This is a genomic window from Patescibacteria group bacterium (assembly GCA_028692545.1).
Lineage (GTDB): Bacteria > Patescibacteriota > Patescibacteriia > UBA1558 > S5-K13 > STD2-204.
On the sequence record JAQUXC010000001.1, the window covers coordinates 109,730 to 124,202 of the forward strand.

The following is a 14,473-nucleotide window of genomic DNA, read 5'->3' on the forward strand; positions in this document are numbered from 1 at the left end:
ATGAAATTAGAAATAATTAATAAAATTAAAAATTATAAATCATTTCGGGACTTTTCTTGGGATTCTTTTTTTAATTCTCAAAAATTTCACAACACAGTCAATATCTTTTATGGTGAAAATGGATCAGGCAAAAGTTCTATTTGTAATGTTCTAAAAAGTGTTTGTAATAAAAAATCATTTATAAATAATCAAATTCCCGATGAAATTTGTTTAAAATTTAATGATGGAGATTATAAATTTTCAAATGAATTAAATACTTGGGATAAGTATAAAAATAGTGACGATTTTTTATTTTTTGATCGTGAATTTGTTCATAACAATATACATTTAGGAAATACAAGAAAAACAGACGCAGAGGGTCAAGAACAAAAATCAGGAAAAATGATTATTGAATTTGACGGTAAAGCGATAGAACTTCGCAAATTAAAAAACAGTTTAAAGAAACAAATTTCAAAAAGCGAAGAAAATGAACCAGAAACATTGTTTGACCAACTAAAAAGTTTCCGAGAAGAACACAAAGATACTTTGAATTTTTCACTTTTAGATAATGAAGAGTCCTTGTTTACTACTTATAAAGATAAAACAAAAAAGGAAATCACTAAAATAAAAAAAGAATTCGCAGAAGAAAGAAAGGAAATTGAAAAAAAACTTGAAACTGACAAGGCAACTCAAAAACAGGTCAATAATATCCAAAATTCAATTTCTGAAATAAATAACGAAGAAAATGAACTATCATTATCAGGACAATCTGATTATCAATTAATTTTCAATTTTGACTTAAAAGAACAGGTTCAAATACAAGCCGAACAAGATTTAATTACCAAAATAAGACAACACAAAGATTTTTTCCAAACTGGTATTGAAATCAGAGAAGAATATAAAAATAAATGTCCTTTTTGTCAGTCAAAGAATGAAGAAGAAAGTGTTGAAAAAATTATTAAATCCTACAATGATATTTTTGACGACACTTATCAAAAACAGCTCCAAATATTTAAAAATAACAAAAAAATACTGATTGAAGAACTAGAAAAAATCATTAATGTAATTAAAGATTATGACCTAAATTCTATTTTCGTTTCTTTAAGTGAACTTAATCAAAAATATAGAATCAGAGACATTTATTCAGTTGATGAACAAAAAAAATATAAAAAATCGACAACGAACAAAATTGCAAATTTAAAGAAAAAAATTGAAAATTTAAAAAAACCAAATAATGAAAATATAGAAGAAATTTACAATGAAGCAAAGATGGAATTTGAAACTTTAGAAACTTTTTTTGATGATATTTATGAATTTATTGAAGAAAAAAATACACTAATTCGTAAATTTAAGACTGAAAATACAGACGATAAAATACAGCAAAGAATCACAACAAACAATCAAAAAATAAAAGAAATTGATCTGAAAATTACTTTTTTAAATGAAAAGAAAATTGAAAAACAAAAGCAGAAAGAAGCTAAAGAAAAAGATCTTGCCATTATTCAAAAAAGATTTGAAATTTTAAAAGCAAAACATGATAAGGTTAAGGAAGATTATGAAAAATATTGTTCAGAAGAAGTTTTTAATAAAACTTTAAAAAAAATTGAAGAATATTTTGATAAATTCAAATTCAATTTTAAATTAAAACTGAAGACAGAAAAAACAAGAAATAAAACAGAACTTCCTTTTGCTTTTAAAGTTTTAGATAATGAAAAAAATGAAAGAGATTTTAAAGAAGGATTATCAGAAGGAGAATTGCAAGTTTTATCATTATGCTTTTTCTTTGCATTTCTCGATATACAAATAGACCCTCAAAATAAAATTTTAATATTTGATGATCCTATAACAAGTCTTGATAACAACAATTTAAGTCATTTAGTCGAACTAATTACAGAAAAACACACGAAGTTTTCTCAGACCTTTATTTTCACTCATCATAGAACATTTTTTAAGTTTTTGAGATCTAAATTCAATTTACAAAAAAAACCAAATAAAAAAGCAAGTGAATATTATATTTTTAGAAATAAAAAAGACTTTGGCGGTAGTTTTATTTGTCCAAATAAAGTTGATAATATAAAACAAAAATTAAAAAATCTTGATTCACATATTAGTCAAGAATCTCAAAACGGTGGTATATCCGAAGAAAGTCTTATTATTGAATATGGGCAATATCTAAGATATGAAATAGAAAATTATATCAAAAATGACTTACTTCATATAAATAAGCCAAATTTCGGCAATGTTATTGATTGTTTAGTAAAAAATAAAGAAAAACAAGAAGATATTCCTGTTGAAGATTTAAAAAAATTGAAAGAAATTTATTCATTCTGTAATTGGACAGCTTCACATGTTAATGTTGGAGATGATCCTGGACTTAGGCAATTAAAAGATAAAATCAACGATTTTATCAATATTATTAAATAAAAGAATTTGCCGCCAAGCGATTAGCGAAAGCTAATCGCACATTATGAATTTCAAACCTTATTTACCCCGCACCTTTTCTAAAAAAATGGTGCGGGGTGTATTTGAAATCCGTAGTGAAGAAAAACTTGAAATCGGGGAAGCGACAGATTAGTTTTTTGAGGATTTGGCGGCGGCTGCCCCGCGGAGATTCTCAGCCGCCGCCATTTCTGTTCGGATATTTTCCAAAACACACCGCCACCCCGTGATAGCACGATGACCCCCATTTTATAGGGTCTTAGAGCTAGCACGAGGAAGTTCGAATCCCTTTGTGTCCGCCAAGACAATTTATTATCGGAGTCAACCCATTTGTCTATGACGAATGTGCGACCCGACTGCCCAATAAATTGTAGATAAAAACAACGACTTCACAGTCGCTGTTTTTATTTTGCTCCATGCCGTATCTTCTTTAATAGAGCGGCTTTTTGTGGTACTATTTAATTAGTAGAGGAACAATATAACCAACTGATTAATATAAAAACTATTAAGTGGATTGGGAGAATATTGGCATTAGGTATTTTAATTTTTGCCTTACCCTTTTATTTTGGCTACGGCAATCCTTTACCGTTTGCTAAAGCAGATTATTCCCTTTGGGAAAATGTCGCGCTTGCCATGATGCCATTGGTTTTTATCGGTTTGGCTCTGGGCTGGAAATATCCCAAAGTCGGAGGGTGGCTTATAATTATTTCAATCGCAATCGGATTAATTGTTGGGCTTTTAACTGAAGCAAATATTAGTGTCAATTTAGCCGTTCCTCTTATTCCGGGAATCTTATATTTGATAGATGGATATAAAAAATATCAATAGATAAGTTTCGTTTGATGTTCTAATGAAATAAAAACATCATCGGGTGTTTTAAAATTGCCATTTTTAGCCTGATTTGATATAATATATTTAATATGTTTCTGCATAATATATACAAAAACGCCACACTTTCTTTTCCTACCGTCACTTAGTCGGTTGTTTTTAGCGCCTGAGCAAAAACAACCGACTTAAAACGGTTGTTTTTTTAAATTTAGAATCTATGACCAACATATACATTACAAAAAATGATCACAAAAAATTGATCAAGTTGATAAATGAAAAATTGCCGAATAACGACAGTACTCGTTCTTTGCTTTCGGAACTTAAAAGAGCGGAAATTGTCGAACCGAAAAAGATACCTGCCAATGTCATTACCATGAATTCCTTGGTGAATTTTACAGATGTAGATTCGGGAACGGAACTTGAGTATTGGTTAGTTTTCCCCGAGGATGCTGACATTGCTCAACGCAAGATATCAGTGATTTCTCCGGTGGGGTGTGCTTTATTGGGGTATCGCGTTGGTGATATCATTAATCTTAAAACACCGAGTGGAGAGAAAAAAATCAAAGTCGAAAAAATATTGCACCAACCCGAAGCCGAAGGCAACTATGAATAATATAAAAAACAAAAATAAAATAAGCACGACAATCCGCTTTTTAATATTGTCCGATTTTTTTCTTTTTTTTGCCGTCGGTTTATTGGCACCAATATTCGCCGTCTTTGTCCTTGACAATATAGATAACAAAATAGAAGTTATCGGTTTTGCCGTGTCTTGCTACTGGTTGACCAGAGTGATTATGGTTGTTCCATTTAGCCGGCTAATGGATAAAATCAGGGGTGAAATTGACGAATATTCGTTCATGATCATTGGCACTTTTTTAATATCGATCATTCCTTTGTTTTACATCATGTCATCCGCCTCTTGGCATATTTATGTATTGCAGATAGTGAACGGAATTGCTAACTCTATGGCGGTTCCGGCTTGGCGTATTCTCTTTACCAATCACATAGATAAAAAAATTGTAGGTCTTGAATGGTCGTTAGAAGATGTCGGGGTTGGCATCGCTACGGCCTCCAGCGCCACTATCGGCGCTTTTATTGCCAGCAAGCTGGGTTTTAACGCTTTGTTTGGAATTATTTCGTTTTTTGGTTTAATAGCGACAATAATTCTTATTGTTTTGAGCAAGAAAAAAGGAATGATTTTAAGTAAATTTATCATCAATAAAGCGGAAAAAGCACCGCTCAAGTTGGATACTTTTAAATAAATTTATGATTAACAGTTTATTCATTTTTATAGTCGCTCTGCTAATGGTTATAAAAGGTGCAACAATGGCCACAAAATACTCAGCCAAATTGGCGGAGAGTTTTAATATTTCAAAATATATTGTGGGATTTATTATCGTTGCGTTTATTTCAATCCTACCAGAGACATTAATTTCAATTAACTCTGCCATTGGCGGTATTCCTGAATTCGGACTTGGTACATTATTTGGCTCAAATATTGCTGATTTATCTTTGATATTTGCAATTCTAATCATATATGCTAGGAGAGGAATAAAAATAGAAAGTAAGGTTTTAAAAAATATTCGACTATATCCTTTTTTTCTGCTTTTACCACTATTATTCGGTTTAAATGGGCATTATTCAAGAATTGAAGGTATATTCTTAATTATCGCAGGTATAGTTTTTTATTATTTGGTATTTAAAAATGGGATTGGTGTATCTGCTAATTTACGAAATGGCAACGGAAAATATAAAAGTCTTCTGTTTTTAATTATCTCGATGGCTTTACTATTGATTGGCTCGCATTTTACCGTAACTTCAGCTACTGCTCTGGCTCATACTCTAAAAATAACACCTATTCTTATCGGTATGCTTGTTGTAAGTTTGGGTACGACTATGCCAGAATTATTCTTTTCTTTAAAGGCTGTAAAACGAAAAGATGATGGATTGGCAGTTGGCGATATTCTGGGATCGGTTTTGGCAGACGCTACTATAGTGGTTGGTATTTTGGCCACAATTAGTCCGTTTTTCTTTCCAGTTAAAATTGTTTATATTACAGGGGTGTTTATGGCGATATCCTCATTCATACTGCTTAAGTTTATGAAAACAGGAAAGTTGATCACAAAAAATGAAGGGTATTTACTTTTATCTTTTTGGGTTATTTATGTTATTGTTGAATTTATTGTAAACAGGTAAAATCAATGGATGCGTCCTAAAATTCCGCCAAAAAAATCGTCCCAACGAAAAATGTGTTAAATGAAATAAATACCTTCCAAGAATATTTACATGGAGGCGCTGAAAAAAATTGAGAAAAATAATCTATTATGATCTTTAAGTATTTAATAAAAAATAAAAAGATTTTATTACCTATCCTCGCTATAGTCTCTTTGATTGCAGGTATTTTTCTATCTTTATATTCTTCGGTCATTTTCCAAGAAGGTAATCCTTGGCCACAGATTAAAGGTATGGTTCAATTAAAATTTGACGATAGTGATATTGTGAAGTTGTCGGGTTCAGACAATAGATTTATGACTGAAAGTAAAAATGGGACCATGATACATGATTTTATGAAAACCAAAGGATACGAATTCACCGAGCAAATGGGTTCAGGTTATTTTTTTAAGTCTACAACAGGACAAACCGCCATTGCCACTCACAGATATTACAGTCGTTATTATTCGCTTTGGACTATTACTGAAGATAACAATGATTCCAATAATAATCTGTGGACTACAATTACTAATGATCGAGGTGTTACGTTTCAATATCCAAAAGAACTGTTGGCAAAATATGTGAGCGTTGTGGAATGGCCTCCGGTTATTGCTATTGAAACCAGTGCATATTCATGTAAAAACACACCACAGGAAGTAAGCAGTATGTCGGATATCACTTCGGAGAGGATGGTTGATAATAGAACTTATTGCTTAAATGTTAAGAATGAGGGTGCGGCAGGCAGTGTTTATTCTTCATACGTTTATACCACTGTTAGGGGTGGTAAACTCGTAAAAGTTAGCTTTACTCTGCGATATCCTAATTGTAATAATTATGATGAAGAACAAAGTAAAGCTTGTGCCAGCGAGCGAGAGGCTTTCGATGTTGATTCCACTGTTGACAGGATAGTTCAAACAATCGAATTGGATTTATTGCAAAACGAAAGTCTGTCGGATCAAATTAGAAAATGCATAGTCATGAGCGATACAGCCAGTCATGAAAAATGTAACCAATTGTTAAAGCAGATAACTGATTATAATTCCTGTGTTAGAGCTGGCTTTTCGATTATGAAATCTAGTCCCCCACAGTGTGCTACTCTTGATGGTAGAAACTTTACGGATGAAACTAATAGTGACTGGAATATAGTCTTAGCGGCCCTTAAAAACTGTGAGGTGGAAAGAGTATTTCAAACACACAGTAAACTAGTAATTCTAAAACTTAAAAACGGCGATAAAGTTTCTGCTTATGAACCTCAAATTGATGATGTTATGAAAGTGGTTGAAAGTTTAAATGGTAAGTGTGGCAATATTATAATGGCGACTGAATAATATAGAATAATTTTATTAATAATTTTATAATAAATATATGATGGAAATAATTGATTCAAACACAAGATTTTATATTGATATTGATATTAAGGCCAAAAAAATTTTAAACTGGAATTATGGTCAGAGAGAAAAGTTGGAACAAGAATTAGCAAATTCAAATCATCGTAGAATTTTTATAACCAAAGGTCAATATAATAAATTGGACAAAGAAAAATAATATGAAATCAAATTTAATTGCTCCTTGCGGTATGAACTGTACTTTATGTATAGCATATTTGCGAGAAAAAAATCACTGCCCAGGATGTAGAGGCAATGCTATTGGATCTTGCCAAAAATGTATTATAAAAAATTGTAGTATTCTAAAAGGAAATAAATGGTTATTTTGCTCTGACAAGTGCGAAAAATATCCGTGTAAAAGATTGAAAGATTTAGACAAAAGATATAAAACAAAATATGCCATGAGTATGATTGACAACTTAAAATTCATAAAGAATAACGGCATCATGATGTTTTTCAAAAAAGAAAAAGAAAAATGGACGTGTAAAAAATGTAACGGAACTATATGTGTTCATAGAGGATTTTGTTTAAATTGTGGTAATAAAAATTTAAACGTTTAGTTTCAATATGGATGAAAAATAAAAATTTTTTCAAAAAGAGATTACTTTTGCTATTTGAAAAATATTTTTTAAAATCCTAAAAATTTGGTTGAGGTGTAATTGTTTTAACTGATGGTAAATTTTATATTGTATCTATGAAAAGCAGAGTACATTTTGGTTTTTCTGTTATTGTCTTAGATAAGGAAGATATTAAATTTTTGGATGGAGGCAGTAAAATAATGAAACATATTAAAATATTGGATTTGAAAAGTATTGATGAGGTAAAATTGAAAAAAACAATAGGGATAGTTTATAAAAAAGTTAAATATGTTGGTTGTTAAAAAAGGTTTAATTTAAATGATGAATAATTTGTGGATGTTGATTTTTATTTTTAATTACTTACTATGTTGAAAAAGAAGATTGAGGTTAGAAATTGGTGTTTGCACAAGATAAATAAGTACGGAAATAATAATTTAGCATGTTTTAAATGACTAATATTAGAAAAATATTGCACATTAAAAAACAACTCATAAAGTTGTTTTTTGTTTTTTTATAAATAAATTGAAATTATTGTCTTTTGTTTTTTATATATTTTAGAGTCTTACTTATGATTTTATATTTTGAATATTTTTCTGATTCGGATAATTTGTTTCTTATTCTTTGTCTTGCCATATTTGTTTTTGTAAAATTTAGCCAATCTGGATTTGGAAGTTTTCTATTTTTATCAATTATAATTTCTACCATATCACCATTTTTTAATTCTGTGTCCAATTTTGACATTTTGTTGTTGATTTTCACTCCTACACATTTGTTTCCTATATCTGTATGTATATGATAGGCAAAATCTACTGGAGTTGATTGTTCTGGTAATTCTATAACATCATTTTTTGGTGTAAAAATAAATATTTTTGATTTAAATATGTCTGTATTTATTTTTATAGATCTCAAATAATCTTTGTTATTTTTTATTTTTTCTTGCCATTTTACTAATTCCTTTATCCATTTTATTTTTTTTTGATCTACTTTTATATTTAAGGCATTTTTATATCTCCAATGTGCAGCTATACCAAATTCTGCTTCTATTTCCATATCTTGCGTTCTTATTTGTATTTCAACAGGATTATTGTCTTCATTAAAAATAGTTGTATGAAGTGATTGATATTTGTTTGGTTTTGGTTGTGATATATAATCTTTTACTCTGCCATTTAGAGCATGCCAATTATTGTGAATTAATCCTAAAATAGTATAGCAATCATTTGAGTTTTTTGTTATCACTCTTATGGCTATTAAGTCATATATTTTTTGAATTTCTCTATCCTTTCTAAGGAGTTTTTGATATAGGGAGTATAATTTTTTCTTACGGCCATAAACATTCATAAATTCTATATTGTTTTTTTTGAGAAGATTTATTAGTACATTTTTTGTTTTTTCTAATGATTCTGCTCTTTCTTCTATATGCGATTTGAGTTGTTTTTTTGTCCAGTTATATTCTTTTGGGTATACATATTTAAAAGATAAATCTTCTATTTGTTCTTTTATTTTGTACATACCAAGTCTTGCAGCTATTGGAGCATATATTTCTAATGATTCTAATGCTATTCTATATCTTTTTTCTTTATTTGGATGATATTTTAATGTTTTTAAATTATGGATTCTATCAGCAAATTTTATTATTATAACTCTTACATCTTTTGATGTAGCTATAAACATTTTTCTTAAATTTTCAGCATATCTTTCTACTCCTCTATATTTAATTTGACCTATTTTTGTAACACCTGATACGAGATGTGCTATATTTGATCCAAATTCTTCTTTTATGTTATCTATAGAAAATTCTGTTTCTTCTGGTATATCATGTAATAATCCGGCAACTATTGTTTCTGTATCCATTCCCATTTTTGCCAGTGTGTGAGCAGTTTCTAGCGGATGATTTATATATTCTTCACCACTTAGTCTTTTTTGATTTTGGTGAGCAACGGCTGCAAATTCCCAAGCTTTAACAATAAGATCTATGTCTATTTCATTTTTTTCATTTTTATTTTTTTCTTTGATTGTTTTTAGTATATCGTCTATTGTTGTCATATATTTATTATAGACATGTATTTTCTAATTTGTAATTGCCTACAAAAATTCCGCTGAACGCGGATTTTTTGTTTTATATTTTACTTTTGCATTTTGAATTCGAGCATTGTATTTTACCCTTTGGGGTTTCTATCATTGCCTCGTTGCATTCTGGACATAATTCTCCTGTTGGTTTTTGCCATGTTGCAAACTTGCATTCTGGAAATTTGTTACAACCATAAAATATTTTTCCACGTTTTGTTTTTCTTATTATTATATTTCCATCTTTGCATTTTGGACATTTTATTCCAAGATCGGACGTAATTGCTTTTGTATTTCTGCATTCTGGAAACCCAGAACATGCCAAAAATTTTCCAAATCTTCCAAGTTTTATTATCATAGGTTTTCCGCATTTTTCACATACCTCGTCTGTCTTTTCATCTGTGTCTATTTTTTCTACAGTTTTATATTTCTCTTCTAAATTTTTTATAAAAGGATTGTAAAATTCTAGCAGAAATGGTCGCCATTCTTTTTTTCCTATAGCTATTTCATCTAATCCTTCTTCTAGATTTGCTGTAAATTGATAATCTATTATTTCAGAGAAATAGTCTATGAGTGTTTTATTTATAAGATTTCCTAATTGAGTAGGAGATAGTTTTCTACCTTCTTTTATTATATATTTTCTAAATATTATATTTGATATTGTTGGAGCATATGTAGATGGTCTTCCTATTCCAAGTTCTTCCATTTTTTTGATTAATGATGCTTCATTGTATTGAGCTGGAGCTTCTGTGAAATGTTGTTCTGGTTTTATTTCAATAAGTTTTAAATTTTCGTTTGTTTTCATTTCTGGAAGTATATTTTCTTCTATTTTTGATGTGTATACTTTCAGGAATCCATCAAATTTTATAACATTACCAGAACTTGTAAATGTATAATTTTTTTTATCATCTTCTATGATAATTTTTGTCTTTTCAATTATTGCACTTTGCATTTGGGATGCCAATGTTCTTTCCCATATAAGTCTGTATAGTTTGTATTGTTTTGGATTTAGAAATTTTTCTATATTTTCAGGTTTGTTGTTTATGTCTGTAGGTCTTATTGCTTCATGTGCTTCTTGAGCATTCTTTGATTTTGTTTTGAATCTTTTTAATCTTGAATATTTTTCTCCAAAGTTTTTTGTTATAAAATTTTTTGTAGAATTCAAGAATTGTTCTGATAAATTTAGCGAATCAGTTCTCATATAAGTTATAAGTCCTGTGCCTTCTGATTCTATATCAATACCTTCATATAGTTGTTGAGCTAGCATCATTGTTTGTTTGGATGAAAATCCAAGTTTTTGGTTTGCTACTTGTTGTAAGGTTGAAGTTGTAAAAGGTATTGGTGAACTTTTTTGTCCATCTTTTACTTCTATATTAGTTATTTTGTATGTATATTTTTTTGCATCTTTTGCAATATCATTTGCATTCTGTTCTTTTTGGATTCCTAATTTTTCTATCTTTTTGTTTTTTATTTTTTCAAGTTTAGAATTTATTATTATCTTTTTTTCATTTTCAAAATCAGCATCTATAGTCCAATATTCATCTGTTTTGAATTTATTTATTTCTTCTTCTTTTTCACATATAAGTCGTAGTGCAACGGACTGAACTCTACCTGCAGATAATCCTTTTGCTATTTTTTTCCATAAAAAAGGAGATAATTTATAACCCACTAATCTATCTAAGATTCTTCTTGTTTGTTGTGCATCTACCAAATTCACATCTATTTCTCTTGGACTTTCAAGTGATTTTAGAATGGCTTGTTTTGTAATTTCATGAAATGAAATTCTTTGGTAATTTTTTGGTTTTAAAATATAATTTAAATGCCACGATATTGCTTCTCCTTCACGATCCTCATCAGTAGCAAAATATACTATTTCAGATTTTTTTGCTAATTCTTTTAATCTATTTACATTTTTTTTTGCTTTTGTAGGAATTACATATTGTGGTTCGAAATTTTTTTCTATATCAACACCTAATTTTGTCTTTGGTAAATCTCTTACATGTCCAAAAGATGACTCTACCATATATGACTTGTCTAAAAATTTTTGGATTATTTTTGCTTTTGTAGGGGATTCTACTATTACTAATTTTTTCATATAATTTAGTTATAAAGTTATAAAGTACCAAGTTATAAGATTTTTAAAACTTTATAACTTATTACTCTCAACTATTTTTTCATATATCATTGTAAGTTTCTCCATTAATTCCCTAAAAGCTTTTTCTATTTCTTAATATATATTCTTCATCAATCCATTTTTCTCTTAATTTTCCAGATAAGTACATAGAACCAGTTATGAGAAGACAATCATGTACTCCTGTTTCAGATATTGCATAACTTAGTGCTTGCCATGGATCTAGAAAATAATTTGTCTTTGCTTTTACCTTTAATTTTTTTATAATATCTTGAAAATTACCAAGTGGAACGGTTCTTCTATTTCCCGGAATTTCAAGTGCTCTTGTAAATATTATATGATCTGCAAGATGAACTATTTCTTTTATTGATTCTTCTGTATTTTTTCCAGCAGTCATACTGAAAAGCAAAATCAACTTTTTGTATTTTGTACCCTTTATTTGTTCTGCAGTTTTTCTAAGTTTTATTCTGTTGTGAGCTCCGTCTATTATTATTTTTGGAACTTCTTGTATTGTTTCAAATCTACAAGGTAGTTTTATGTTTAATAAACTTTTTTCTATTATAGAATCTTTTATATTTAATATTTTACCAACCTCTTTTGCTATAATATTGTTTTTGTCACCCTCTTTATATTTTAGGCTTATATATTTTGCATTTTCTTTTTCACATTTTTTTTCGAAGAGCTTCAATAGACTAGGTCTTTGTTCTGTTGTTATGAAAGTAGATTTATTTTTTATAATTTCCATTTTATCACTTGCGATGTGTTTTAGTGTAGGACCAAGAACATCTTGATGATCATAATCTATATTTGTAATAACAGCCATTTTTGTATCTTTTATAACATTTGTTGCATCATATTTTCCACCCAACAGTGCTTCTAGAACAACCCAATCGCATTTAATGTTTGCAAAATGTATAAATGCTATTGTAAGAGAAACTTCGTAGTATGAGGGTGTACCATAAGGACTATATAACGCGCATTCTGTAATTGGTTTTTTTAGACTTTCTACTATATTTGCAAAAGTGTTTGGGGATATATATTTATTTCCAACTATTATACGCTCTATGTGCGTTGTTGTATGTGGAGAATAATAAGATCCAACTTTATATCCAGCTGCTTTTAATACGTTGTGTATTGCCCAAGTTGTACTACCTTTTCCTGCTGTTCCTGTTATATGTATATATTTTGATTTATCTTGAGGATTACCTATCAATTTTAGTAAATACTTCATTCTATCAATATAAAAAGATCTATCATATTTACTTTTTCCGACTTTGTAATTTAGGTAGTTTTTTCCAGGTATATTATTTAAAGATTCTAGAAATTTGATTGCCCTTTGATACTTTGTTAAAACCATACTTTTAAGTTATTGTGTTTATTTTTAAATAAAATAAAAAGCCGTTATTTTTTTATTTGATAGATTTGCCCCCCAGTGTTATTAATTAATTTAGAAATCTCCATCTGAGTCAAATTTGATATAACGACATTAGCCTTTAGTGTACTATATTCTATGATTTTGTCAATGTGGCATGGACCATTCAAAAGAATTTTGTAGATTATTTTTTGTTGTTCATTTTCAAAATTTATAAAATCAATATTCTCCTTTATCATTATAGTCTTTTTGCCGTATATCTCCAATATATCCTCTACTTTTTCTATTATTTTTGCACCTTGTTTTATAAGCCTTATGTTTCCTTTTACATAATTATCAAATATAGATCCAGTAACTGTGAGTATTTCTCTATTTTCATTTATAGCAAATTCAGAAGTTATTAGAGCTCCAGATTTTTCTCCTGCCTCTACTACAAAAGTAGCTTGAGATAATCCAGCAATTATCCTATTTCTTCTTGCAAAGTTTTCTTTTACAAAAGGAGTGTTTATAGGCATTTCAGATATTATAAGTCCATTTTTGAGTATTTTCTGCGCAAGATTGTAATTGCAATTTGGATATATTTTATCTATTGGTGTGCCTAAAACAGCAATCGTAGATCCAGATGTATCCAGTGATTCAATATGTGCAAGTGAATCAATACCAATTGCAAGTCCTGACACTATTGTAATGTTTTGTTCTGCAACTGGACGGACAAAATTTTGCACAACAGATTTTCCATATTGAGTATTTCTTCTTGTACCTACTACACTTAAGAAGTTTTTATGTTGGAGTAAATTTATATTTCCTCTTGCAAATATTACAAGTGGAGGAGAGTATGTTTGTTTTAATAAATATGGATATTCATTATCAAAAAATGTAATAATTTTTATATTTTGATTTTTGTATAAATTCCATGTTTTTTCTACATTTATTTTATCTCGTTCTTGTATGAAACAATTTGTTAAATTTTCTGGGAAATTTATTTTTTTGAAATCTGAATAATTCAAATTCCAAATTTTTTCCCAATCCCCAAATTCTTCATATAATTTTGTAATTCTACAAAATCCTAAATTGGGTATCAAAAAAAGGCCAAGAATTATTTTTCGATGCGCTTCTTCAAAATTGCTTTTCATACATTTTGATTATTTCTTTATTTGATATTATATTTTTTTTAAATTTTTGTAAATAGGCAAAACTTGGATATTAATTATTGTAGAGTTAATAGTGTTACCTATTAGTATTAATTATACAATTACTTGACAATACTTGTTTAATTTGCTATACTTCCATTTAGTTTTAACAATTTATATTTAGATTTCTGCTTGTTGGTAGTTCTTGATAACACCCCTCCTTGTTGTCTTGAGCGCAAGTTAGATAGTTTTCTTTGCTTCGGCTTATGAAGATTGTTTACACCAGCGAGCAGTAATGTGCATATAAATAGCAAGTCTTTCTAGGGCTTGTTTTTTTTGTATAAAATGTGTTATTG

Annotated in this window: 13 protein-coding genes; 9 read left to right on the forward strand and 4 right to left on the reverse strand. The window is 29.0% G+C overall.

Annotated elements, in window-relative coordinates; translation table 11 throughout:
- The 9 genes from PHZ07_00630 to PHZ07_00670 all read left to right on the forward strand — a co-directional run bounded on the left by PHZ07_00630 (position 1) and on the right by PHZ07_00670 (position 7,722).
- Positions 1 to 2,403 carry an AAA family ATPase gene (locus tag PHZ07_00630; protein MDD3284081.1) on the forward strand — a complete coding sequence of 801 codons (2,403 nt, stop codon included), beginning with the start codon at positions 1 to 3 and terminating at the stop codon, positions 2,401 to 2,403.
- A 540-nt stretch (positions 2,404 to 2,943) separates the two neighbouring features.
- Positions 2,944 to 3,246, forward strand: a complete 303-nt coding sequence (locus tag PHZ07_00635; protein ID MDD3284082.1) for a hypothetical protein — start codon at positions 2,944 to 2,946, stop codon at positions 3,244 to 3,246.
- Between the two features lie 217 nt (positions 3,247 to 3,463).
- Positions 3,464 to 3,859, forward strand: coding sequence for a nucleoside diphosphate kinase regulator (gene rnk, locus PHZ07_00640; protein ID MDD3284083.1), 396 nt, complete (start codon positions 3,464 to 3,466; stop codon positions 3,857 to 3,859).
- Positions 3,852 to 4,508 carry an MFS transporter gene (locus tag PHZ07_00645; GenBank protein ID MDD3284084.1) on the forward strand — a complete coding sequence of 219 codons (657 nt, stop codon included), beginning with the start codon at positions 3,852 to 3,854 and terminating at the stop codon, positions 4,506 to 4,508. Before rnk ends, PHZ07_00645 begins: the two co-directional genes overlap by 8 nt.
- A 4-nt stretch (positions 4,509 to 4,512) precedes the next feature.
- Positions 4,513 to 5,442 (forward strand): hypothetical protein, encoded by a 930-nt coding sequence (locus PHZ07_00650; protein ID MDD3284085.1) that lies wholly within the window; start codon positions 4,513 to 4,515, stop codon positions 5,440 to 5,442.
- Between the two features lie 128 nt (positions 5,443 to 5,570).
- Positions 5,571 to 6,785 (forward strand): hypothetical protein, encoded by a 1,215-nt coding sequence (locus PHZ07_00655; protein MDD3284086.1) that lies wholly within the window; start codon positions 5,571 to 5,573, stop codon positions 6,783 to 6,785.
- A 37-nt stretch (positions 6,786 to 6,822) separates the two neighbouring features.
- Entirely contained in the window at positions 6,823 to 7,002 is a 180-nt protein-coding gene (locus PHZ07_00660) for a hypothetical protein (protein MDD3284087.1), read from the forward strand.
- Between the two features lies 1 nt (position 7,003).
- Entirely contained in the window at positions 7,004 to 7,402 is a 399-nt protein-coding gene (locus PHZ07_00665) for a DUF3795 domain-containing protein (GenBank protein ID MDD3284088.1), read from the forward strand.
- 134 nt (positions 7,403 to 7,536) lie between these two features.
- Positions 7,537 to 7,722, forward strand: a complete 186-nt coding sequence (locus PHZ07_00670) for a hypothetical protein (protein MDD3284089.1) — start codon at positions 7,537 to 7,539, stop codon at positions 7,720 to 7,722.
- Positions 7,723 to 7,948: 226 nt separating this feature from the next.
- On the opposite strand, the gene PHZ07_00675 is transcribed toward PHZ07_00670, so the two are convergent.
- The 4 genes from PHZ07_00675 to dprA all read right to left on the reverse strand — a co-directional run bounded on the left by PHZ07_00675 (position 7,949) and on the right by dprA (position 14,120).
- Positions 7,949 to 9,463, reverse strand: a complete 1,515-nt coding sequence (locus tag PHZ07_00675; GenBank protein ID MDD3284090.1) for a RelA/SpoT family protein — start codon at positions 9,461 to 9,463, stop codon at positions 7,949 to 7,951.
- Positions 9,464 to 9,536: 73 nt separating this feature from the next.
- Entirely contained in the window at positions 9,537 to 11,579 is a 2,043-nt protein-coding gene (topA, locus tag PHZ07_00680) for a type I DNA topoisomerase (GenBank protein ID MDD3284091.1), read from the reverse strand.
- Between the two features lie 112 nt (positions 11,580 to 11,691).
- The gene (locus tag PHZ07_00685; protein ID MDD3284092.1) at positions 11,692 to 12,972 is read right to left on the reverse strand and encodes a Mur ligase family protein; all 1,281 of its coding nucleotides are present in this window, start codon (positions 12,970 to 12,972) and stop codon (positions 11,692 to 11,694) included.
- A 44-nt stretch (positions 12,973 to 13,016) separates the two neighbouring features.
- Positions 13,017 to 14,120, reverse strand: coding sequence for a DNA-processing protein DprA (gene dprA, locus PHZ07_00690; GenBank protein MDD3284093.1), 1,104 nt, complete (start codon positions 14,118 to 14,120; stop codon positions 13,017 to 13,019).
- Positions 14,121 to 14,473 lie beyond the last annotated feature (353 nt).